The organism is Deinococcus aquatilis DSM 23025 (genome assembly GCF_000378445.1).
GTDB lineage: Bacteria > Deinococcota > Deinococci > Deinococcales > Deinococcaceae > Deinococcus > Deinococcus aquatilis.
In genome coordinates, this window is the sequence record NZ_KB899761.1 from 1 (window position 1) to 21,656 (window position 21,656).

Annotated in this window: 26 protein-coding genes and 1 pseudogene; 18 read left to right on the forward strand and 9 right to left on the reverse strand. The window is 59.5% G+C overall.

Translation table 11 applies throughout. The annotated features are described in order from the left end of the window. The 3 genes from F561_RS0122415 to F561_RS0122430 form a co-directional block, all read right to left on the reverse strand. Nucleotides 1-219: transposase (locus F561_RS0122415; protein WP_019012205.1), on the reverse strand; the 219-nt coding region annotated here is incomplete at its 3' end. A 940-nt stretch (nucleotides 220-1,159) separates the two neighbouring features. Next, nucleotides 1,160-1,414 (reverse strand): hypothetical protein, encoded by a 255-nt coding sequence (locus F561_RS29275; RefSeq protein ID WP_157452111.1) that lies wholly within the window; start codon nucleotides 1,412-1,414, stop codon nucleotides 1,160-1,162. Then, nucleotides 1,411-1,995: a ParA family protein gene (locus tag F561_RS0122430; RefSeq protein ID WP_026299151.1), complete on the reverse strand. Its 585-nt coding sequence runs from the start codon at nucleotides 1,993-1,995 to the stop codon at nucleotides 1,411-1,413. The genes F561_RS29275 and F561_RS0122430 overlap by 4 nt, the downstream gene beginning before the upstream one ends. Nucleotides 1,996-2,107: 112 nt before the next feature. On the opposite strand from F561_RS0122430, the gene F561_RS28280 reads away from it, so the two are divergent. Continuing rightward, nucleotides 2,108-2,467 (forward strand): HNH endonuclease, encoded by a 360-nt coding sequence (locus tag F561_RS28280; RefSeq protein ID WP_083922609.1) that lies wholly within the window; start codon nucleotides 2,108-2,110, stop codon nucleotides 2,465-2,467. Between the two features lie 302 nt (nucleotides 2,468-2,769). Here F561_RS28280 and F561_RS27520 read toward each other — a convergent pair whose 3' ends face one another. The 3 genes from F561_RS27520 to F561_RS0122445 all read right to left on the reverse strand — a co-directional run bounded on the left by F561_RS27520 (nucleotide 2,770) and on the right by F561_RS0122445 (nucleotide 6,640). Further along, nucleotides 2,770-2,967: a hypothetical protein gene (locus F561_RS27520; RefSeq protein ID WP_019012209.1), complete on the reverse strand. Its 198-nt coding sequence runs from the start codon at nucleotides 2,965-2,967 to the stop codon at nucleotides 2,770-2,772. Nucleotides 2,968-3,040: 73 nt separating this feature from the next. Continuing rightward, nucleotides 3,041-6,061, reverse strand: a complete 3,021-nt coding sequence (locus tag F561_RS0122440; RefSeq protein ID WP_040381695.1) for a Tn3 family transposase — start codon at nucleotides 6,059-6,061, stop codon at nucleotides 3,041-3,043. A gap of 21 nt (nucleotides 6,062-6,082) precedes the next feature. Beyond that, entirely contained in the window at nucleotides 6,083-6,640 is a 558-nt protein-coding gene (locus F561_RS0122445) for a recombinase family protein (protein ID WP_019012211.1), read from the reverse strand. Between the two features lie 231 nt (nucleotides 6,641-6,871). Here F561_RS0122445 and F561_RS26505 point away from each other — a divergent pair, with 231 nt between their 5' ends. After that, nucleotides 6,872-7,654 carry an SDR family oxidoreductase gene (locus F561_RS26505; protein WP_019012212.1) on the forward strand — a complete coding sequence of 261 codons (783 nt, stop codon included), beginning with the start codon at nucleotides 6,872-6,874 and terminating at the stop codon, nucleotides 7,652-7,654. Nucleotides 7,655-8,102: 448 nt separating this feature from the next. Here F561_RS26505 and F561_RS0122455 read toward each other — a convergent pair whose 3' ends face one another. Further along, nucleotides 8,103-9,059, reverse strand: a complete 957-nt coding sequence (locus F561_RS0122455; protein ID WP_019012213.1) for an HD domain-containing phosphohydrolase — start codon at nucleotides 9,057-9,059, stop codon at nucleotides 8,103-8,105. Nucleotides 9,060-9,374: 315 nt separating this feature from the next. Here F561_RS0122455 and F561_RS0122460 point away from each other — a divergent pair, with 315 nt between their 5' ends. Both F561_RS0122460 and F561_RS26510 read left to right on the forward strand, forming a co-directional pair. Then, entirely contained in the window at nucleotides 9,375-9,809 is a 435-nt protein-coding gene (locus F561_RS0122460; RefSeq protein WP_019012214.1) for a hypothetical protein, read from the forward strand. Next, nucleotides 9,806-10,393, forward strand: a complete 588-nt coding sequence (locus F561_RS26510; RefSeq protein WP_019012215.1) for a hypothetical protein — start codon at nucleotides 9,806-9,808, stop codon at nucleotides 10,391-10,393. Before F561_RS0122460 ends, F561_RS26510 begins: the two co-directional genes overlap by 4 nt. On the opposite strand, the gene F561_RS0122470 is transcribed toward F561_RS26510, so the two are convergent. Beyond that, nucleotides 10,377-11,345 carry a tyrosine-type recombinase/integrase gene (locus F561_RS0122470; protein WP_019012216.1) on the reverse strand — a complete coding sequence of 323 codons (969 nt, stop codon included), beginning with the start codon at nucleotides 11,343-11,345 and terminating at the stop codon, nucleotides 10,377-10,379. The two genes, F561_RS26510 and F561_RS0122470, sit on opposite strands and share 17 nt — an antisense overlap. A gap of 516 nt (nucleotides 11,346-11,861) precedes the next feature. On the opposite strand from F561_RS0122470, the gene F561_RS0122480 reads away from it, so the two are divergent. From F561_RS0122480 to F561_RS0122545, 14 genes are all read left to right on the forward strand, one after another. Next, a complete protein-coding gene (locus F561_RS0122480) occupies nucleotides 11,862-12,173 on the forward strand; it encodes a hypothetical protein (protein ID WP_019012218.1) in 312 nt (103 codons plus the stop codon). 9 nt (nucleotides 12,174-12,182) lie between these two features. Further along, nucleotides 12,183-12,521: a hypothetical protein gene (locus F561_RS0122485; protein ID WP_019012219.1), complete on the forward strand. Its 339-nt coding sequence runs from the start codon at nucleotides 12,183-12,185 to the stop codon at nucleotides 12,519-12,521. A 1-nt stretch (nucleotide 12,522) separates the two neighbouring features. Further along, on the forward strand, nucleotides 12,523-13,326 hold the full coding sequence (locus F561_RS27525) for a phage antirepressor (RefSeq protein ID WP_019012220.1): 804 nt from the start codon (nucleotides 12,523-12,525) through the stop codon (nucleotides 13,324-13,326). Continuing rightward, on the forward strand, nucleotides 13,323-13,586 hold the full coding sequence (locus tag F561_RS27530; RefSeq protein WP_019012221.1) for a hypothetical protein: 264 nt from the start codon (nucleotides 13,323-13,325) through the stop codon (nucleotides 13,584-13,586). The genes F561_RS27525 and F561_RS27530 overlap by 4 nt, the downstream gene beginning before the upstream one ends. After that, entirely contained in the window at nucleotides 13,531-14,148 is a 618-nt protein-coding gene (locus F561_RS0122500; RefSeq protein ID WP_019012222.1) for a hypothetical protein, read from the forward strand. The genes F561_RS27530 and F561_RS0122500 overlap by 56 nt, the downstream gene beginning before the upstream one ends. A gap of 248 nt (nucleotides 14,149-14,396) precedes the next feature. Then, nucleotides 14,397-15,890 carry a hypothetical protein gene (locus F561_RS27535; protein ID WP_019012223.1) on the forward strand — a complete coding sequence of 498 codons (1,494 nt, stop codon included), beginning with the start codon at nucleotides 14,397-14,399 and terminating at the stop codon, nucleotides 15,888-15,890. A gap of 201 nt (nucleotides 15,891-16,091) precedes the next feature. Continuing rightward, on the forward strand, nucleotides 16,092-16,391 hold the full coding sequence (locus F561_RS0122510) for a transposase (RefSeq protein ID WP_019012224.1): 300 nt from the start codon (nucleotides 16,092-16,094) through the stop codon (nucleotides 16,389-16,391). Continuing rightward, a complete protein-coding gene (locus F561_RS0122515) occupies nucleotides 16,388-17,233 on the forward strand; it encodes an IS3 family transposase (protein ID WP_026299152.1) in 846 nt (281 codons plus the stop codon). The genes F561_RS0122510 and F561_RS0122515 overlap by 4 nt, the downstream gene beginning before the upstream one ends. Before the next feature lie 55 nt (nucleotides 17,234-17,288). Continuing rightward, nucleotides 17,289-17,789, forward strand: coding sequence for a hypothetical protein (locus F561_RS0122520; RefSeq protein ID WP_019012226.1), 501 nt, complete (start codon nucleotides 17,289-17,291; stop codon nucleotides 17,787-17,789). A 456-nt stretch (nucleotides 17,790-18,245) separates the two neighbouring features. Then, nucleotides 18,246-18,452, forward strand: coding sequence for a hypothetical protein (locus tag F561_RS0122525; RefSeq protein WP_083922611.1), 207 nt, complete (start codon nucleotides 18,246-18,248; stop codon nucleotides 18,450-18,452). A gap of 743 nt (nucleotides 18,453-19,195) precedes the next feature. Further along, complete coding sequence (locus F561_RS0122530) at nucleotides 19,196-19,867, forward strand: hypothetical protein (RefSeq protein WP_019012228.1); 672 nt, start codon at nucleotides 19,196-19,198, stop codon at nucleotides 19,865-19,867. Then, nucleotides 19,864-20,427, forward strand: coding sequence for a GTP-binding protein (locus F561_RS0122535; RefSeq protein ID WP_026299153.1), 564 nt, complete (start codon nucleotides 19,864-19,866; stop codon nucleotides 20,425-20,427). Before F561_RS0122530 ends, F561_RS0122535 begins: the two co-directional genes overlap by 4 nt. Then, nucleotides 20,427-20,804 carry a roadblock/LC7 domain-containing protein gene (locus F561_RS0122540; RefSeq protein WP_019012230.1) on the forward strand — a complete coding sequence of 126 codons (378 nt, stop codon included), beginning with the start codon at nucleotides 20,427-20,429 and terminating at the stop codon, nucleotides 20,802-20,804. Before F561_RS0122535 ends, F561_RS0122540 begins: the two co-directional genes overlap by 1 nt. Before the next feature lie 87 nt (nucleotides 20,805-20,891). Further along, complete coding sequence (locus F561_RS0122545) at nucleotides 20,892-21,371, forward strand: hypothetical protein (protein WP_019012231.1); 480 nt, start codon at nucleotides 20,892-20,894, stop codon at nucleotides 21,369-21,371. A 7-nt stretch (nucleotides 21,372-21,378) separates the two neighbouring features. Here F561_RS0122545 and F561_RS30635 read toward each other — a convergent pair. Beyond that, nucleotides 21,379-21,656 (reverse strand): annotated as a pseudogene (locus tag F561_RS30635) (IS630-like element ISAva6 family transposase); the annotation flags it as partial.

Consider the following 21,656-nt stretch of genomic DNA (forward strand, 5'->3'; position numbering starts at 1 on the left):
GTCGTTCTCGCGTTCCAGCAAGCTCACACCCTGATCCGGACGATCTCCCGCGAGGCGGGCTCGGCCCGCCTCCAAAAACTGAGCTTTCCAGCTGTGGATCAGGCTTTCGTTGACGTCATGCTGTCGGGCCGCTTCTGCGACCCCCAACTCTCCGCGCAAGACGCTCAGGACAATGGCTTCTTTGACGTCGGTCGTCCAAGTTTTCCGTTGTTTCCCCATGATGCTCTCCAGTGTGCTCGTCCCTCGCTTCAAAAGGGTCAAGTTCTAGAAGTCATTCCTGGAGCATTACCGGGCAAACGCCTTCGCGCTGCGTTGGAGCAACGGTACGGTCTGAAGATTACCCACACCGCCACACTGCATCTGGTCGCCCAGATGCACGGATTTGAACATTACCGTGCGCTTGTGGCCGCCCTCCCACTGAGCAGTCCCGCAGTCGCACAGGATGACGAGGACGTGGGCCACTGGTGGGACTGAAACAGAAGCAACGAACCTGAGAACTCTCTACGCCAAAGTTACCCACTTGAGCGTATTGGTACCCCATTTCAACAACCTGATGAAAAAGTCATCGGGAACAAGACCGTCACCACTTGGCGCCGAGTTGGGCCAGGGTTAGTCTGATGGAACCGCTAAACCGCCCTAGAGATGCTCGAACTAGGGCGGCTTCTATGACCTTCTATGCTTCCGACGGATGAGTGATGCCACTGGTTGCTGTTGAGGCGACAATGTGCGGCCCCCTCACTCACCTCTTCCAAGCCTTTGTGTAGGCAGTCAACCCAGTCTGGTAGGGAAGCGCATCAACGCTCCTGCCTTGACTCCCATCCAGCCCGAAGAGGGTGACCAGGCATCAACTCAGTTCCTCTCCCCTACCGGCAGCGCTCAGTCACTTTCGCCCGCAATTTGGGATCGGCGTGTAGCTCCATCAGCAGGGCGTCTAGGATGTCTTCTAGGTGCATGCGGTGCTAGACCTCGCTCTCCGTTTCCAGGGCTAACCTGCACAGGAAATGGTGCATGCTCGAGCGGATGCGGATGCCAAGAGATTTTTTCTGCTCGGGTTGACCCACAAGCGGCGTGACTTTAAGGCTGGTACCCTCGTTGAGCTCTAGATCATACCCAAATAGGATAGTTACCTAGGTCTATAGAAATATATTTAAATAGGATACTACCCTTTTTGGTTCAACCATTCCTGAAGCAATTGGCGGACGATGGTATTGACTTCAACGCCTTGCTGCAAGGCCTTAATGCGAACCTCCCGCCTAAGTTGCGATGGAACTGTGACGTTGAGTTGCACCAGTTTTTCTAGAACTTGCTCGCTGACCTCCGATGTTTGCTGAGTAGGAGCTGGTGAAACTGTTGGTGAAGTCTGGTCTCCTCCCCGAAGCACGTCTCCCAGTTTCGGCCGTTTACTTTTGGTCATTCTTGGAGCTCCTTCCACACAGCTGTGTATTCATCCAGATCATTGGGGAGACCTCCAAACGCTGCTTTATACGCTTCGAGTTCGCGGATGCGGGCTTTCAGCACAGGAAGGCCCTCGAGTGCTTCCTCTGCTTCGCGGGCCAGGCGACGACGCGGGTTGTAACGGGTCAGCAGCACGGCCACGTCTAAGTCTTCGCGCTGGGCCTGTAAGTCAGCCAGCAACTCTAAAGTAGGCCGCAACCGATCTACCTCCAACCCTGTGGGGGCTACCGGAACGAGAGCGATGTCTGCCAGACCACCTGCGCGCAGCAAAAGCTCGCGTGAGTTGGGCGGAGTATCGATGATGACGATTCGGTCTCCCGCTTGAGCCGCTTTCACTTGCCGTGCCAGTCGATCAGGTTCGCCTTGAACTACCTCGAAAGGAAGTTGAGCGTGGGCAGCCCAGCGGTGCGCACTGTGTTCGCTGTCGGCGTCAACAATGGTCACTGCTTGACCGGCCTGCGCAGCGACTGTCGCTAGATAGAGGGAGGTGGTAGTCTTCCCCACCCCCCCTTTGAGACTAAGAACAGCGAGCGTTTTCATGTCTATCAGGATAGGGCAGAGTTGGCGAAATAACCTAGGTCTCTATAGTCCTAGTTTACAAGATAAATAATCTATTAGATAAATAGATATCAAACTAGGACTATAGTATTCTATGTACCTAGGTCAAGAGACGCAGAAGCGGAGGCTCAAGCGTTATGCTAAACGGTGGAATCGGGAAACTCACAAAGCAGTTCTGGTACACCGTGCGGTTGCTGCAGAACAGTTGGGACGTCCCCTGTTGCCAGGCGAAATTGTCCATCAACGGGACGGAAATTCGCTCAACAATGCACCCGAAAACTTATTGGTGCTCCCCAACCAACGGTACCATGCCCATGCCGAGTACCACCTGCGCTGTGGAAAACGGGGGCAGTCCGCTCTGTTTCCTGAGTTTTCCAAGGTCTCCGAGAAGAACGGCGTGGCACCCTCTTTGAGACCCTGTCACTTGTGGTCGTTGCCACTGAGGAATAGGTGACTTCGAGTCTCAAAACATGGACTCTATCTTGATAGTCAAATATCAAAATAATAAACTATCAACCTAGGTCACATCATCCACTGGCCCAACCCAGCTTCGCGTTGTAGATCGTGCCGCTGAACAGGAGCCTCGCGCAAACTTTCCGGGAATAGTCGCCGCCCTGTTCGCGCTTTGGAAGATCGAGCATCCGGCACTTCGCGGCGCTCAAGTACTTTGCAGGATTAATCCTCCATATTTTTGGCGCTCTTCTGGGCATAGAACTCGGTATCGGTGATGCTCTTGTGCCGCAGGAAATTCTGAACCTAATCAAGCGGCATCCTGGCGTCCAGCAGCAGTGCAAAGGCACTGGCCCGCACCAGTTGTGGAGTCACCGCTCTTTCGATTCCGGCGCTGACAGCAGCGTCATGTACCACGCGCTGCACCATCCTCAGCGTGTATTGACCGGCGCGGTTGCTCTCGAAGAGGAAGCCACTCAGACGGCTCCCCAGATGGGTACGCAATTCCTGGGCTAGGCTCGGCAGGATCGGGACGTACCTGTCAGGGGTCGCACGAGAGTCGGAACAGATTTTCCCGCTAAGAAATCTGGGCAATGAATTCCTCGAGGCTGTCGGGGTCACGAAGTGGCCTGAGCAGGCCACGAGCAATCTCGTCTGGGAGCGTGAAATCATATTTCCCGAGCATGTTGACATGCTCGTGGAGCAGTGGAGACAGCCGAGCAACGTCCGAGGCATTCACCAGCGCCCCTGAACGTTTCAGGCCATTTAAGGCCACCTCGATGTAGCGGGTGTTCCACAGGACGATGGCATTGATGACCAGCCCCAGCGCCCCGAGCTGATCTTCCATCCCCTCCCGGTACTTCTGACGCAGTTCACCCTTGCGCCCATGAAAAACGGCGCGTGCAACTGCATGTCTGGCCTCGCCCCGATTGAGCTGCACCAGAATACGGCGACGGTAGCTCTCGTCCTGGACGTAGTTCAGCAGATACAGAGTCTTCTCGATTCGACCCACTTCGGCCACGGCCCGTCCCAACCCAGACAGGCTGCCGCCACGTTGCAGGGTGCGCATCACTGCGGTCGCCTTGACCTTACCCAGTTTTAATGACCCGACCAGCCGCAGGAGGTCGTCCCAGTGCTCCGTGATCAGCCGCTGATTGATGGTGTGTCGACTCAGGTCTCCTAGAACGCCGTAATCGGCGTTCTTCTCCATCCGCCAAAAGCGTTGATCCTGAAGGTCAGCCAGCCGGGGACTGAAGCGGTACCCCAGCAGCGAGAACAATCCAAACACCACATCACTTGACCCGTGGGTGTCGGACATGATCTCGCGTGGGTCGAGGCGCGTCTGCTGTTCCAGCAGGCCTGCCAGAATGAATAGTGAGTCGCGCAGTGTTCCCGGAATGACGATGCCGTGGAAGCCGGTGAATTGGTCGCTGGTGAAGTTGTAATACGTTACGCCGCGCTGTGAGCCGAAATATTTGCGGTTCCAGCCGGCACTGATGGTGTTGACGGGCACCACGAAACGCATTCCGTCGGCAGAGGCAACTTCTCCCCCGCCCCAGACCTGGGCCAGGGACAAATCGAGCTGCGCGTCCACTAGGCGGGCGTTGGCGGCTTCGATGCTCTGTGCCCGGACGTAATTCTGCTGCACCCACGACAAGCGAGAGAGTGTCAACGCCGCAACATCCGGTCTGGCCACGGCCTTGAGGCCGATATTGCAGGCCTGCGCGAGCAGGACGGCACACATGCTCAGCGGCAGATCATTGATTTGGGCACGTCCATCGGTCAGGTGCGTGAACGCACCTGCAAAGCCTGTCAAGGCGTGGACTTCGAGCAGCAGCGCAGAGAGCTCCAACTGAGGCAGTCGGAGCGTCACCTGATTGCGCAGCAACTTCAGGCTGGGTGGATCTGGCTGCGCTTCGAGGGGGGTGAGGCTGAGCCGGGTATGACCCTCCTTGATTTCCAGCTTCAAGGCGCTGTTGGTGGCGAGGTTGTTTTGTGCTTGCACATAGGCGCTGTTGAGCTCGATGCCCATCAGGTCGAGTTCGACCGCTGGATCGAGAGAGCGCCCGAGCGCACGGGACAGGTCGTCCCGCGCCGTCTCCCAGGCCGTCCCCTGTAACAGTTCTGCTCTGGGATCGCTAAACCCCTCGCTGTTCGGCACAAAGACTTCACGCCGCTTCAGGGCCTGCTGGAGTCGCTCCAGCACGCACAGGGTGTACATCTGGTGATCCATGTCGGCTCGCAGCGGGAAGACTTGCCGCTCCCAGCTCTTCGGCACGAAGGAGCGGGGCGCATCCGACCACTTGGGTTTCCCACGCCCGCCCGTTTCCATTCGTATCAGAAAGTTCCAAGCGTCCAGCAGTGGTCTGGCCCCGGGTGTTCCTTTAAATTCTATCGTTCGCAGGAACGCGGGAAGAAACCGGCGGACGGTCGTGTATTGCCCGCTCAGGGCTTCCAAGGCCGGGTCAGTCTCTTCACTCGCCAGCGTCCGGATCGTGCTCGCGGCCTCACTGAGGCGAGCTTCCCCGATCAACGTGAAGACCGCCTGCCGGACGTCTCGGTCTGGTGTGGTTCGATCCAGCAGGACGCGGCACGCGTCCTGCAACACCAGGGCTGCCTGATCAAGGTCTTTCAAGGTGCGCAGCCGATCGCGTTTTCGCTTCGTCTCTCCTTTCACGGCCAGCGAGGTCATCAGGCCGTCAAACAGCTCGAGCGCGTCGTCGGTGGCGCTGCGCTCCAAGTGCTGCACGAAGATCAACAGGGTAGCCAGCCGACGGTCTTCGCCCATTCGAGCAAGCGTCTGCGCCCAAGCACTCTGGGCATGCCGGGCCAACAGCGCGCGGCGGGATTCTGGCACGTCATCCAAATCAACCCCAGAAACATCAATCTCGCGGATCTGCTCGATGCGCTGGAAGGCACCCAAGAGTGCTGGTGCCGTGATGCGGGTCGGGGAAGTGCGCAGCACTTCCAACGGGGTCAACCGCTCGCCCTCAGGGACGACCAGCAAGGTCTCCAGGCGGGCCTGCTGTTCCAGGGTCAACCGACGACTGACACCTTGAAACGTGCGGCTGCTGAACCGTTCACGAACCCTGGCCACCAACCGAGCCAGAACCGAAACGCCGGGCAGCACGATCTTTTGAGCGACCAGATGTGCAGTGGCCAGATCGAACAGCACGCTGGGACGCACCGCACTGGTGGCTATCTGGGCGTACAGCCAGCGGGTCAGTCGGAAGACTTGGAAACCGTCAAAGGGTTGGAGGCCCGCATAGGCCAGAATGAAAGTCTGGTGTTCGTACCAAGTGCTTACCCGTGTCCGGTAGCTCTGGAACACGTCTGGATCGACATTGAGCTGAACAGCCAGCGTTTCAATGACCGTCTGCGGCACCTGGGTCGGTTCGGAAAGGAACGTGCCCAGGTACCGCACAGTACAGAGCTGGACGGCGCAGCCCAGTCTGTTCCGCTTGCGACGGCGCTGCGCGATAAAGGCATAGTCTTGCTCACTCAGGTAGAAAAAGCGCGTGAGGTCTTCCGGCGAGGGATCTTGGGGATACCGCCCGTACCGGGCGGCCTGCTCGTCACTCAGGAACTCAACCGGCATGAACATCCAAGAAGGCCGGCATCAAGTGGACTTCAGGGCACGGTAAAGGGTCTCTCGGCTGATACCCAGTTCGCGGGCGAGCATCGCTTTCGGCTCCCCAGCCTGAATGCGTGTTCGCAGCTGCTCGATTTGTTCCGGGGAGAGCGCTTTTTTCCGGCCTCTGTATTTTCCCTGTTTGCGGGCGAGGGCGATGCCCTCGCGCTGACGCTCCCGGATGAGGGCCCGTTCAAACTCGGCGAATGCCCCCATCACGCTCAGCAGCAGGGTCGACATGGGTGACTCCTCTCCAGTGAAGGTCAGGCCTTCTTTGACGAACGCCACCCGGATACCCCGCTTGGTCAGACTATTGACCAGTTGCCGGAGATCGTCGAGATTACGTGCGAGGCGATCCATGCTGTGTACGACGACGGTGTCGCCCTCGCGCACGAACTCCAGTAGGATCTTCAATTGTGGCCGTTGGGTATCCTTGCCCGAAGCGAGGTCGGTGAAGGTACGGGCTAAGTTCAGACCGTTGAGCTGGCGATCCGGGTTCTGGTCGAAGCTGCTGACGCGGATATACCCGATGCGTTGACCGTTCACGGTGAGCCTCCGGCGATGTGTCAAGTTGAACTCTCAGAGTTGAGCATCACCCTGTCAGGAAAACAAGATTCCGACCCTAGTTGGGCAGAATGAGGCAGGTTGCTGGACGTCCAGTTGGGGTACACCCCAACTGGACACCACTTCAACATTAGCTTGAATGGGCGACAGCACCGCTCACCCTCCTTCTGCAGTACCGTGTGCACCGTGAACTTGACTGGTCGAACAGCCCTCGTGATTGGTGGTGGCAGTGGCGTCGGACGAGGCGTTGCCCAGGCCCTGGATGTCGCCGGCATGACTGTCATCGTTGCCGATCTCGATCAGGCCAGTGCAGATACCACCTGTGCACTCCTGAGTGCACCTACGCGGTCCGCACAGGTTGACGCGACCAACCTCTCCTCACTTGAGCATCTGGCCCGTCGCCTCCCAGAACTGCACCTGCTCGTGGTAACGGTGGGTGTGCTGGACATGCGCCCCCTAGACGAGCTCACGGAAGCCCACTGGCACTGGGCCTGGAACCTGAACGTGATGACCAGCGTCCTAGCCGTTCAGGCCTTTCTTCCACTCCTGCGCCGCCAACCGGGTGCAGGCATCGTCCTGACGGGTTCAGGCTCTGGTTTGGCCATTCGGGAACCGGATCCCCTGTCGGCGCTGTACGCCACGACCAAGCACGCGCTGACGGGCTACGCTGGCGTCCTCCGCGCGGCGCTGGCTCCAGAAGGCATTCATGTGACGCTGCTGGTGCCATCTGGTGTCGAGGGGAATCTGGCAGCGACCTCAGCGCGGAGCCGCGCAGCGCTGCTGGGAGAGTCCGTGGATGAGGTGCGGGGTCAGCAGCCAGCGGGACGGGTGCTGCTGCCCGCCGCAGCGCTCGGAGAACAACTGGTGCGCGGCCTGGAGGGCGAGCGCGTGTATGTGAACAACCGTGGCGCGGCGTTCCACGCCGCGCTCATGGAATGGTTGGACGAGTGGCACCATGACACGGTGGAGTCAACGGTGAAACTGGACGGTGAGTGAACGGCCTGCCAACGGTTTGGTGAGCAGGTCAGTGTGCGCCCAGAACTGGGGTGATCACTGTTGCTGAAGAGGTGACATCACATGAGGTAACTTCTTTAGCGCAGCCTTAGCGGGAATTTCTGTTCCAACTCTAGCTTGACCCCTGCTTTGAGCGTGCTGCATGACAATTTTTCTGGGCGGGACCTCCCACCGCCAAACAGCCAGGGAAGGCGGCCTGCCGAGCGTTCGGCATAGGCAGCCGCTGCACGACCCCATGCCAAACAAAACGTTCCCGCGCCGTGAGGCTGCTGAAACGGAGCAAGATCCCTTGTTGATTTGGTCAACACGTCTGGCCCCCGATACGGGCTTATTTCTGGAGGGATTGTGGTTGGGCGTCCGCGCCACCGGTTCGATTCCGGCTCTCTTCACCCCCACTCCGTTCTTCAATCCACCACTCCTGGAGGTGTGCTCACGTCCGCATCAGCTCTACGAAGGTGGCCACCACCTTGGGATCAAAGTGTCTGGCCGCCTGGCTCAGCAATTCCGCCACCGCTTGCTCGTGAGTCCAGGCCCTTTTATAGGGCCGCTCACTCGTTAGCGCGTCATAGACATCACATACCGCAAAAATTCGGGCCAATCGCGAAATGTCTTCTCCGACCAGCCGATCTGGATAGCCTGTGCCGTCCCAGCGCTCATGATGATGCCGAATGACCAGTAGAGCCGACTGGGCCAGGGTCGGCATTTGTGAGGCAATCTCATGCCCAGCGGTCGTGTGCATTTTCATCAGGCTCCATTCCTCCGCATCAAGCGGTCCGGGTTTGGTGAGGATCGCGTCAGGGATGGTGAGTTTCCCAATGTCATGCAAGTACGCACCTTGCTTGAGTTCATCAATCTCTTCAGGCTGAAGGCGCAAGGCCTGAGCCAAGCGCACACTCAAGGCGACCACGCGCTGGGTATGTCCAGAGGTTTCAAGGTCCCGTGCTTCCAACGCGAGCCCCAGACTCAACAGGCTTCCGGCGAGCGTCTCCCGCAGGTGGTCATTGGCTTGGCGCAAATCGAACTGGGTTTCTTTGAGTTCTGTGATATCCGCGATGACCGCCACGCAGGAGTGCGCCTCTCCCGAAACATCTCGCAGCAGGGAAACCCGCGAACGCGACCAGACGATACTCCCATCCACACGCAAGTAACGTTTTTCGACCACGGCCACCTCAACCTCAACGCGGAGCACCTGGCCTAGAGCTTGCTGCGTTTTGAGAAGGTCCTCCGGGTGAGTGAGGTCCCGAATATTCATGCCAAGAAGTTGATCGGATGGATACCCAAAAAATGCTGCGGCACAGGGGTTGCTGAGCACAATGGTGCCGTCGAACGTGAATTCGAGAAGTCCAACCCCAGCTTGCTCAAACAGAAGTTGATAGTTCTGAGGCATCAGCGTATCCCAGAGCGAAGATCTTGTTGAGCAGAACCTAGAGCAAGGTCAGATTGCTGACGGTGGCTCATGGCCCTCTGGAGCTATGCCATCGGGGGGCATCGTTAAATGGACTCGAGCACATCAGTTCAACGTAGCCGAGGCCTTCTGACAGACCTCTGAACCAAACCAGGATTGACCAATCGCCTAACCGCGTCTCAGACATCTTTCACCTGAGGTGGAGGGTCGCCCTGAAAGTCCTGACCCAGTACCTCAAGTCCTTCTGGCTCCGTTGTCGACTTGAGGAGGCAACATTCGTTGTCCCGTAGGAGACGCATGCACATCAAGCCTCTTGCCATCTTTGAAGCCCTCCGCGGAACAGTGCGGGCGCTCCTCTTCCAGCCGGACGACCCAGCGCATTCCCCCGAACTCGGCCTGACCCGCCTGCAGCAGATCGCCCTGCACCAACCGGTCTATCTGGTGCGCCTTGAGGGAGGCCGCCCGGTGCGGGTGCTGCGGGTCGTGCCGTTCGACCAGTTGTCGCTCAAGGCCCTGCTCCCCGGGGCGACTGCCTATGCCGCCGCCTTCAAAGCCGACCAGCAGCCTTGCCTGCTGCTGGTGGCCCGCTCTCCCCTCGCCGTCCACCAGCGGAACAGACCCTCCAACGCGTTCGTGCCCATGACCGAACAGGACATTCACGTCCAGCGCGGCAAACGCCGCAAAGAGCGACCCAAGCGCAAACGCGGCTCCAAAGCAAAGGACAGAACTTGACCCTGATTGTCGGCCTGATCCACGACGGCATCCCCTATCTCGCCAGTGACAGCTGCTCCAGCAACGGTTACACCTACAATCTGACTGCCGGTTCGAAGCTGTTCGTGAATGGGGGCCTGAGCATCGGCTACACCTCCAGCTTCCGGATGGCCCAGCTGCTTGAATACAGCTTCGCGCCCCCCAAACGGCCCAAGGACACGCCCGCCCTGACCTATCTGGCCCGCGACGTCGTGCCCAGCCTCCGCAAACTGTTCAAAGAGGGCGGGTACGGCACCGTCACCCACAACGAGGAAACCGGGGGGCAGTTTCTGGTGGTCCTCGACGAGCAACTGTTCACGGTGCAGAGCGACTTCAGCGTTTCTGCCTGGCGCGAACCGTTTGCGGCCGTGGGCAGCGGGGAACAGGCCGCTCTCGGCGCACTGTGGGCCACGGACGGACTGAAGCTCCCGCCCGAGCAACGCCTCCTGCTGGCGCTGGAAGCAGCAGAGTCGGTGATTCCCACCGTCCGCAGCCCGTTCTACCTGATGGCCGGTGCGGAGGTGGAACCGCTGGAGCGCGTCTATAGCCTCACCAGTCCTGGTTGACCGCTTTCTTGCCTGCCCGCGCGTAATTCACGTAGATCTCGCTGCTCTCGACTGTGCGGTGGCGCAGATGGTCGCGCACGGCCAGGATGTCGCCGCTCTCCACGTAGGTGCGGGTGCCCGCGCTATGGCGCAGGCCGTGCACCTCCCGCCCTTCATACGTCACGCCCACCTGTTCGCACAGTTTCTTCAGGGCTTTTTCAATGCCCTGGCGCGTGCGAATGGTCAGAACCAGATCTCCCCAATCTGGGGTTGCCGCCAACCAGGTGCGCAGCGCCTGCCCTGCCGTGAGGCTGAGCGGCACCGCCTGGCGCTTCTGGCGTTTGCCGGTGACGATCAGATAGGGATAGGGAGCGTCCAGATGGATGTCCTTGCGCAGCAAGGTCGTCATTTCCGTATTTCTCAGTCCGCAGTGGGCGCCCAGCAGGATGATCACGGCTTCCTGCATCCCGGCGTGCAGGAGCAGGGTCGCCACGTCTTCAGGCGGGTACGGCTGGCGCTTCTCCCAGCGGGGCACCGGATCGCTGGCCGTCCGGACGTCGCTGAACGGGGCCGCGTCCGTCGTCCCGGCCCAGCGCAGGGTGGCATACAACGCCCGCGCTGCCGCGAGGCGGACCCGGACACTGCTGGGGGCAAAGCCGGAGGCCTCCAGATGGCGGGCATACCGGAAACCCGCGTTGGCTCCGGGCCGCAGCAGGCTCACTCCAGCAGGCCCGGCCCAGGTCAGGAACTGCTCGAGGCCCACCCGGTAGCTCTCCAGCGTGTTCGCACTCACTCGTGCGCCGCGTCCTCCGCGGGTCACGAGGTGGGCTTCCACAAAGTGCCACAGGCCGTCCAGATCTGAATCGCGGGCGGCCCGCAGGACGTCACGGCGCAGGGCTTCAGGTTCGAGCCTCGCGATGCGGTCGGCCCGGCCCTGAAGGTCCAGATTGGCAACCATCAGTTCCAGCGTCATTCCCCCACAGTACAGGAGCGCTCCATGCCGCACATCCGCTCATTGAGGAATGACTTCAATCCCCCGCCGCTGGAGTAACGTCGCGGCGCGCAGGAGGGTCGCCCGTACCACAGCGATGGGGTGCTGTCCCGCAGCCTCCCCCTGAGTGACGATCCCTCCCCGGTACTTCACGACAAAGAGGAATGGGACGGCGTCTCCCTGGGGCTCCCAGGCGGCTTCGACCCCAAGGCTTTGCAGCGTCTGCCAGAGCTCGTGCTGAGCTGGACTTAATCGTCTCGGCCACCAGAAGTTGAGTTGGTCCAGCGATACGTCCTCAGGCCTGGGCGTGTTCAACATCCCCCCTCAACTGTGTGAGATCGAACATACGCCCTGAATTTGAACAGCTGGGGCGCAGGCATGTTGCTCCCGCTTTTTCACCCTGAATTCACAAACTGGGGGAATGAGCGGTCTGTTCCGTAATAGCTGTTATGGAAACCAACCTGATCAGATGACCACCCCATTTCAATAAGGAGGCGTATGACCCTCAGTACAGTCCCGAAAGCCAAACCGCCCACGTGTTCCCCCCACCACCTCTACCAACTCAGCCTTCAAGCCAGCCTCCAGCTCCAGCAGGTGCCCACGCCCGCCAACCGCCTCCTGAAACAGGACCTACAGGACCTGGCACACCGGCTCACTCCCGGCCTGACCCTCACCCGCCACGAGCGCGAAGTGTTGCGCCGCAGCCTGCTCAGCACCCTGGCCCTGGCCGAAGCAGGTCAGTTCACCGCCGCCACCCCCAGCCAACTCGACACGGCCCTAGCCGACCTCGCCCAGTCCATTCAAGCCTGAAGGAGTGCCATGAAGAAACGTCTGGCCGTTCCCCTGCTGCTGCTCCTCGGAGCCCTGATCGCCACCGCCGCCAGCCAGCCCGTCGAGATCCCACCCGAAGACGATCAGGAATTCTTCAAACCCTACGTTGGCATGCCAGTGATCTTCAAGGACGGCCAGGACGTCCACCACTCCGCCCGCGTTTCCCGCGTGTTACTGTCCGACCCAGGCCTGGTCAACCTGCACGTCGACGTCCAAGATGACGTCCGGCCGGTCCTACTGGTTCGCTTCGTGAGCCGAGTCGGGGAAGCCCAGCATCAGCAAGGGCCAGTCGGTGGGTGCTGGTGGCCCCAAGACTGGCTAGGTTGACATGACCCTGGAGCGCCCGTCTTCCACCAGCGTGTTCCTCTTCGGGGCCCAACCGATCCGCGTGCTGCCGGAGCCGGGCGGCCCCTGGTTCATCCTCGTCGACGTCTGCCGGGTCCTGGGCATCAGCAACCCGCGCAACATTCCCTCCCGGCTCAAGGACGAGCAAAAGGGTGTCCGCCTGGTGGACACCCCTGGTGGCCCACAGGAAGTCACCGTGATCAGCGAGTCGGGCTTTTATAAGGTCGTGCTCCGGAGCGATTCACCGAACGCCGAGCCGTTTCAGGCCTGGGTCACTGAGGAAGTCCTGCCTGCGATCCGAAAGTTTGGGGCGTTCGAAGTCGCCCCAGTTCCAGCGCTGCCTGACTTCCAGAATCCAGCCGCCGCCGCGCGGGCCTGGGCCGACGAGTTTGAAGGCCACCAACTGGCGAAGGCGCAGGTCGAACTGCTCGCCCCCAAAGCCGAGGTGTACGACACCCTGCTTAGCGCGGAGGGACTGCACCTGATCGAGGTGGCCGCTAAGGAACTGGGCTGGGGGCCGCAGAAGTTCAGAGACCAGCTGTACGCCGACGAAGTGCTAATGCACAAACACAAGCACGGAGAATCCCGGCACAACCTGCCCTACCAGGTGCACATCGATGCGGGGCACTTCGTGGTGAGGCCCCGCACGTGGAGAGATCCGGAAGGGATCGAGCACACCACCCGCACCACCTACCTCACCGCTGCTGGCCTGCTGTGGGCCGCCAAGCGGTACCGCAAACCCAACACAGGCCGCCTCCCGGTGCCCGCACTGCCGGAGCCACCATGACCGCACCCCCTACCCTTGAAGCCCGCGCCGTCGAACTCACGCTCCAGGCCGAAGCCGACGGCGTCCTGATGTTCGTTCTGCTGGTCCGCTCAGAGAACGATCCAGACCTCGAGATTGTCCGCGTGTACCACGCCTCGCCCCCAATTCCGGGGCTCCCCCCACTCAGTGAGTTGCTGCGCCAGTACGCGCAGCGCGAGGACACCCATGGCCCCCAAACGCAAGTCGGCCGCGCCGACCCTGCTGCAGCACAGCGCCACTGACCCCCCCGCTCTGGAGTTACCGTCCCCCAGCACGCTGAGTGCCCTGGTGTTCAACCTGACACAGGACGCCGCCATCACCGGAAAGAAACAGGCTGAAGACCTCGGGGACGGCCTGCGGCTGCACGCCTATCCCGTGGAGGGCGGCCCTATGGGGGTCGGGGTGGCCCTCAGCCATCTGGGTCAACCCCCTGGCGACGCACTGGCCCGTGAGCTTCAGCAGGCCCTAGGCTGGCGCTGGACAGACGTCAGCCATCTGGAGCACGGGGGCCGGCACTGGGTCAAGCTTGAAGCCAGAGCCGCGCCCGAGCCGCCTCCACCCCAGGCACAACCGCCACCCAAAGAAGACAACCCATCGAGCTCGGTGATCCGCGCATTGCTGGATCTAGGCCCGTGGGTCAATCACAGCCTAACGGCAGGCATGCAAACCATTCGTACCGCAGCCCTCCAAAACATGAAAAGAGACGAACTGCTGGATGAGTACCGCTGGATGTGTCGGCACTGGCCGGACGCTGTGACAGCGGGGCTCGCGCAGATCAATGCAACCGACGTCACAGGGGCGTGATACGCTGGGGGAACTGAGTAGGTCACCTATAACTCGTGACCAAAAGGCGGACGCCCCAGTGCAGCAAACACTAGAGCGTCCGTACAGCAAAGGGTTTTTATCCGAGGCCCTTCGAACCTGGCAGGTCCCTTGCGGGATCGCAGCCTGCACCTATGTTAGCCGACATAGGCGCTAGGGTCAACGTCCTTATACGTTGATCTTTCCCCTGTAAAGGGAGGCCCTCAATTTTCGGCCCTGAGGAAACTACTGTGAGTCGCGACAATACGCCCACCCCGACCGTGCAGGCCATTGGCGAGCTGCACCTCGAAGGCAACATCATTCCGCACAGCTTTTTCACCCGCCGCGAATTCAAAAGCGACTACGGCATCACCCAGCACATCGCCATCATGATCTACGCCGATGACCTGTACTGGTACCGCCCGACCTACCACCGGGACGAGCTGACAGGCAAGCTCCTCAAGACCACCCGCAAGTTTGAAGCCGATAAATTGCAACGCACCTATGACTATTACGCCGGACTATTCGGGGTCAGCAAACAACAGGCCACCGATGCCGTGAAGTTCCTGGTTGACCGGGGACTGATTACCCGCGAGTTCCGTACCATCCGGTTGGCTGATGGCCGTAAGGCATCGAACGTCATGTATGTGGAACCTGTTGTGGAAGCCCTTAAGGTGCTTCTGCAAGCAGATGAGCGCGGTGGCGATGGGTGGTTCTGGGTTGCTGAGCCTCCCAAGCCTAATGTCAAAAAGACCAAGGATGGAGAGGGGGAGGGTATCCCGAATAAAAGGGATACCTATCCCGAACATTCCAGATACGTATCCGATCTATCCGGGAGACGTATCCGGAATACTCGGGATACAAATACAGAGACTTCTACAGAGATTTCTTCAAAGACTTCCCCAAAGAATTCATCATCAACATCAGGCCCCCCTCAAGCCGTGACCGTCACGGTTCAGGATGATGATGATTTCTCGGCTGGCGCCGAACCCCACGGCACACCGCCAACGGTGGAAGGGAGCGAAGGTCTGCCCCTCACAGGAAAGAAGTCAGCTGAGATGGAAGGTGGGGAAACAGAATCTAAAATTCCTGCCCTTGAAACTATTCCGGGCGGCGCGGCGCTGCTGGCGCTGGCCCCAATTCCCCGGCAGGTGCTCGAAGCCCGGTCCGCCCGGGACCCGCTGGAAATGAAGTCCCTCCGGGCGCTGCTGTTTTGCAGCAACAAGAGCCGAATCGGGGAGCTGCACACCCGCCTGAGTCTGCCGACCAGCGTGAAGGGCATTCCCCGCGAGCTGTTCACCCGCCTGACCGATGACGAGATTGGGCAGGCCATTACTGCCGCCCGACTGGATGTCAGCCTGACCACCGGAGGCTTCGAGCGCCTCGCCGTGCTGGGCCTTGATCGCCTGATCGGGGAGCCGCTGACCCTGGCAATGATCAAGGGTGAGGCCGAGTCCAGATCCGCTCTTGCCCCCCAGGGCCGGGCCTACGACGTGAAGAACGATCCCGCCCGCGCCTCTACTACCCAGCAGTCGACTGAACCCGTCGAGGACGCGCCCCGGGTGGATTTTGCGAAGTACCTCGGTCTCTGGGAACTGAAAGCCAACCCGAATCAAGTGGTCGATGTGGTGCAGGTCCAGGAACGTCCGGGCAGCACGCCGCTGTTGCACCTGAAGACCGAGGACACGCTGACGGTCACAGACATTACGCTCAAGTACCGTCGCCCCCCCTACGCTGCGGGTTAACACATACATGAATCCGACCTCTCACCCTCCTCGTCCTTCTCTCAAGTTGTCTGACACACTGATCCACACATGAGCGACCCCTACCTCACCACTGAAGACCTGAAAGATCGGGGCTTGGACTGACCCCCTTGGACAGGACCACAGGCCAAGACACTTCGCCCCAGTCAGCGGATAGGCTGATTGCATCGCGAAGGAGATCAGATGCCAGGACGAAATCACAGCCGCGACTTCAAACTTGAGGTGGTCAGCCAGATCAACGCCGGTCAGCACACCACCGCCCATCTGAGCCGAACCCATTCATTGGCTCCGAGCCTGATTCATCGCTGGCGCAAAGAGGTTGAGGCGCGTGGAGAAGCCGCTTTTACCGATGGTGCCACGACGGACCGTAGCGACGAACTCCGGATCGCTGAATTGGAACGGTATTGTGGTCAGCTCGCTTTGGAGAACTCCATTCTGAAAAAATCGTTGGCGACGTACCGCTCGAAAAACGGCACCAAATGATTTCGGATGCGCGAGTCGCGCATCCCACGGTGTCGGTACGTCGCTTGTGTGAGCTGCACGCGGTCAGTCGGTCTTGGTATCTGGGTCAGCAGACTCGGAGACCAGTGGACCCGGATCTTGGGCTGGCCCAAGAGATTGAGGCCATCGCGCTGAAGTGGACGGGTTACGGGTACCGTCGAGTCACTCATGAACTGGCCCGCCGGGGACGCCCGATCAATCACAAGCGCGTCTTACGGGTGATGCGAGCAGGAGGGTTGTTATGCCGTCCCAAACGGCGGTTTCAGGCCACCACGGACTCGACACACAGCGAACGTCGGTTTGCGAATCTGCTGCCGACCGTGGTTCCGACTCAACCCAACCAAGTCTGGCAAGTCGATCTGACTTACGTTCGGGTCAGACAGGGCTTTGTGTACCTCGCCTGCGTCCTCGACAGTTTCACTCGAGAAATCGTGGGCTGGGCCATGTCCAAGTGTATTGACGCGGCGCTGGCCGTGAGGGCACTCAACAACGCGCTTGGGGCGCGTTGCCCAGCTCCAGGTCTCCTCCACCATTCTGACCAGGGGTCTCAATATGCGAGTCGCGTCTACGTTGATCGGCTTCAAGAGGCTGGGTTGATTCCCAGTATGTCCAGAAAGGGCAACCCCTACGACAACGCCCGCATGGAGAGTTTTTACAAAACCCTGAAAACAGAAGAAGTCGATCTACAGGACTATCTCGACTTTGACGACGCACAGCGCCACATCCACCACTTCATCGGTCAGCTATATAACCAGGAACGTCTGCATTCCAGTTTGGGGTATGTCCCACCGGCCGAGTTTGCCACCCGCTATCATGCCGCCTAGAAGTGACTTGCCTGCTGGCCCGGTACTTTGGGTTCACTCCAGCTGGACCCTGGGGATGATCCGAGCGCTCCTGAACACCCATGATCATGAGCGCTGGACCAACAGAGCTGGCCATCACCTCTCCAAGTCAATCAAGCTGTATCTCGGAACACGTGTGATGCAATTAGAGACGACCGAAGCGTTTCAGCACGCCCAAGAACGGGCCAGAGCCCATGGGGTGTTGATGCTCAAAGCGGCCCAGACCCGTCAAGCCTGGGAAGTCAGGACCCTGACCCGGTATGAAGCTCTTTCGCTCCCGGAGATACATCCCGTCAGGGTGGAGGGGGACCCTGCTTACCGGGAAGAACTCTGGCAGCTGCATCTCCGGGACTTTTACCGCTGGCAACAGCAACACGATCCATTGTTGTCCGGGCTGTCTCAAACCGTTCGTCGGGCGGCAGAATATCGACTCCGGCAGCGCTATCAGGGCGAGGTATACCGGGCCTATGGCTGGCTGATAGAGACTCAACAGCTGAAAGGTTCAGGCAAAGGTCAGGCCGCCACTGAAGACTGCTGAGAGGACAAGAGCCGCAATCGGCGTTGGGCCATGCCCGTCACCCACACCCTTGCACTCAAACTGGAACGGGGCCAGCTCAGGTGGTGGGTTTCCAAATCTCGCACGATCGCTTCAACGGCCGCTTCCTGATCGACCACTTGGGCATGCTGCGCTAAGGCAAACAGCAACGGAGCAAACACTTGACAGCAGGTCTGAAGGGCTTGGGGCTCCTCTCGTCCGAAGCCTTGTAAGGCGGCCTCAGCGGCCGCAGCTTGGGGAGATGAGTTCATCACTGCAGTGTGAGCTTTGGATGATCATCTCAGATTTGCCTGGCTTGAGCAGAGGCTCATCCGGTGGGGGAGGGACACCGAACTGCTGCCCCAGATGGTGTTCTGACGGTCCCCTCTGCACCTTTCAATCTTGTATCTGATCATCCTGCCCTGGCCTGCGCCTGAGCGGGTAGAGGAGCTGCCCCACATGCCCAAAGACAAAATCCCCACCTATCACCAGACCCACCCGCCCGACCTCGCCACCGCCGACGCCCTCAACCTTGCAGGCCTGCAACCCGCCGATGACCAGAAAGTCGCCGCGCTCTTCAAACTCCGGAAGGGCAACACAGAGCGGCTCACGGGCCTCTTCCGCCGGTCAGATGCGGTGCCCCTGCAGGCAAAGGAAGAGGCGTGAGTCTGCCAGTTCACCCCCGAATTCCCGAAGAGTTCAACGGCTTTTTGAAATCACAGACACCCACTCAAGTATCTGGGCTCGGGCCCACCAGTCATGTTGAGCACAACCCATGACTTCCCTTTGCCCCAGTTGAATTCGGGTTGACCGAATACGCTTCTACGACGCCATTCGATCAATGACCAGCGTATTGAATCTCACCAATAATTTCTCTAACAAAACTATTACAACGCTAAGCGAAATCAAATGTAGGCAGACGATTTCTAGCTAAGATGCTGTTGCCATATTTGAGCTTGGTAGAGCTATGTCAATCTCATCCTTGTTCAAAAACAATGAGATCCCTGATATCTAATTAAACACTTAGTACTGCACCTTCAGTAGTATGGCTTTCTGTATCAAACTTACCTGAGTCTAAAATTGCTGACGCCTATGATCAGTAAGTTGGCTGTCTTTACAAATTCAGCCCTCTATCCAATTGATCCTTAGGAATCAAAGATATTCTTCCCCCCAGCGGAATTTGCTGGGGGAGGTAGGGTGGACCAATTACCGTTCTCACTCTGTATCAAGTCTTCCAATGGGCTTGACCCTCTCTTGAGAAGGGCATTAGATGATGGGTTACCCCCAACGCTGCCGCAAAAAATGTAAGTAATTTGTCATTTCTTGCTCTGTAAAATAAACCACAGCAGTAAGCACTCTCTAGCTGCTGTTGAGGTCCAGAAGAGTCTAAGAGAGTTTAAGGAGTTTCTATGGCTTTGTTCGGTGATCTCAAAGATCACGCACTCACCGATCTAGCAAAAGTACTTAAATCGCAAAGCGGCGCCCTCTTCTTCCATCAGGCCTATCAACATCGCACTGTTGAATTAAATCTCTCGCGTGGTCAGGTCCTCTCCCTGTATCTGGACGGCTTTCCAGTCCTAGATCAAGCCCAAGTCCGTGAAATACTTCAGCACCTTCAGACCCAGGGACAAGGTGCCTTTGAATTTCAACCACTTCCCCTCTCAGCCACCACCTCTGGTTTTCAAGATCTCGCCCTGATCGACTTGCTTCAACCCTCGGACCTCCCCATTTCTCTCGGTCAGCTGCCTCATCCCGACACCCGTTTCATGCTTTCTGGACTTCCCGTGCCGGTTCCTGCCGCAGTCGCGGAGATCTGGACGCTGCTCAAGCCCCACCTGGGGTCAGGCGCCAGCAGCGCTGAACTGAGTGTGCAGGTCGGGCGGACCGAATCCGAGGTGCAACGCATGCTGTCCCGATTACGAGCCTTGGAGCTGGTGACCCCTCAGCGCGCCGGATCGCGCTCAACCGACCACCTGAAAGCCGACGCTCCCGTGGTGCCCAGTGTCCCCGCCGTTTCTCCGCCCCTGGTCCAGCGCTTTCTCACGGCCCTGCGGCGCCTCACGGGAACGGCCAGAACATGACGTCCGTCCACAGGCCTCTCAAAGTGGTGGTGGCTGGTCCCGTCGGGGCTGGTAAGACCACCTTCGTCCAGACCATCTCTGAAACCGCCGTGATCGCCACCGATGTCGAAGCCAGCGAAGACATCGGCAAACTCAATACCACCGTGGCCTTCGACTTCGGCACCCTGCGCCTGGACGGACAGGAACTGCATCTCTACGGTACTCCCGGACAAGACCGCTTCAGTTTCATGTGGGAAGTGCTGTGCGAGGGCGCCCTGGGACTGGTGCTGCTGGTGGCCGGAGATCGCCCACAGGATTTTTTACATGCGCGCAACATTCTCGACTTCATCACCAGCCGGAACCCCATCCCGTTTCTGGTTGGGGTGACCCGGCAGGATCAAGGGCGGGTCTGGCAACCCAGTGACGTCGCTCTGTACTTTGACCTCCCGGAACGTCAAGTGGTGGGCCTGAATGCCACCGATCCCGCAGAAGGTCGCGGCTTGCTGGCGAACCTGTTGGAACTCACCTTAACCCCTCTCCTCGCCCCGGAACTGGGCGACACGAACCCAAGGAGCTTCTGATGACTGCAATCCTGAGCAAACAAGACCGCCTGAACGCCACCCTGAGCACCCTCCGGACCGCCATGCCCGAACTTCGCGGGGTGCTGGTCGCCACCGTCGATGGTCTTCCCATCGCCCAGGCCATGAGCGACGGCACCGATGCCAACCGGGTCGCGGCCATGGCCGCGACCGCCATCGGGCTGGGAAAACGCATCAATGACACGCTGGGCGGCGGTGAACTGACCGACATGAGCGTCAGCGGCCTGACGGGTCAGGTCTACATCTACTCCGCCGGCAGCAAGGGCGTCTTGGCCGTCGTGGTGCCGACGGGCGTGAACCTGGGACTGCTGCACATGGAGGCGCGTGACACGGCTCAGAGCGTCGCCAACATTCTCTAAGCGTCTCCCCGTCTTGAGATTCTGATGGACTCGGTTTCCACGCCCGTCAGTCAACTGCTCGCCACCCTTTATCCACAGAGGTCTGTCATGACAACATCCATTGCTCCACAAATTCGTTCGCAACTCGGTGACTACAGTTCCATCGTCTGCTTCAAAGCCGTAATTGTTGGGGTTGAAGATACCCTGGGTGCCGACGGCGCCGCCGTCGTGTTCACCCGGGCCGGCAAAGTTCGGGGGCACAACCTCGTCAAGGAGTTGGGCCTGGCCGGAAGCAACGTGCCCACCGAGCAGATCGCTGGACTGCTGAATGCGGCGATTGGTCAGGAGGGCACCCGTCTGGCGGCGGTGACCCGGGCCTATCAGCTGGATGACATGGTGGTCATCGAAACCCAAGACACAGTGTGTTCCGCAGGCGAGCCTCTGGGCAGTGACCGGAAATGCACGTTTACCCTGGGAGCGGTCTGGGGTGCGCTGGAAGCCATCACGGGTCAGATCTATCTGGGGGAGCAGACGGAGAGTGTTCTTCGGGGCGGCTCCTCGGATAAGTTCGTCTTCTCTCCGCTCTGATACGAGCTTAAAATGAGTCCAAAACATGTTTGATCCAAGGGAAGAGGGTCAGCGATTTAACTTCCTGAGGGTTGTGCTGGAGCCGGACACACTCTGCGGCGATCAAATCCTCCACCTCTTGAAGGGTGTTGAGCGTCCGGTTGGCGATGGGCAGCTTCAGCTTGGTCACCATGGGTTCAGCGGGGGATAGTTCCGGCGTATACGCCGGAAAGGGCAAGAGGAAGAGATTCGGCGGCACCTGGAGTTTCTGGCTGGTATGCCAGCCCGCCTGATCGAGCAAGAGAA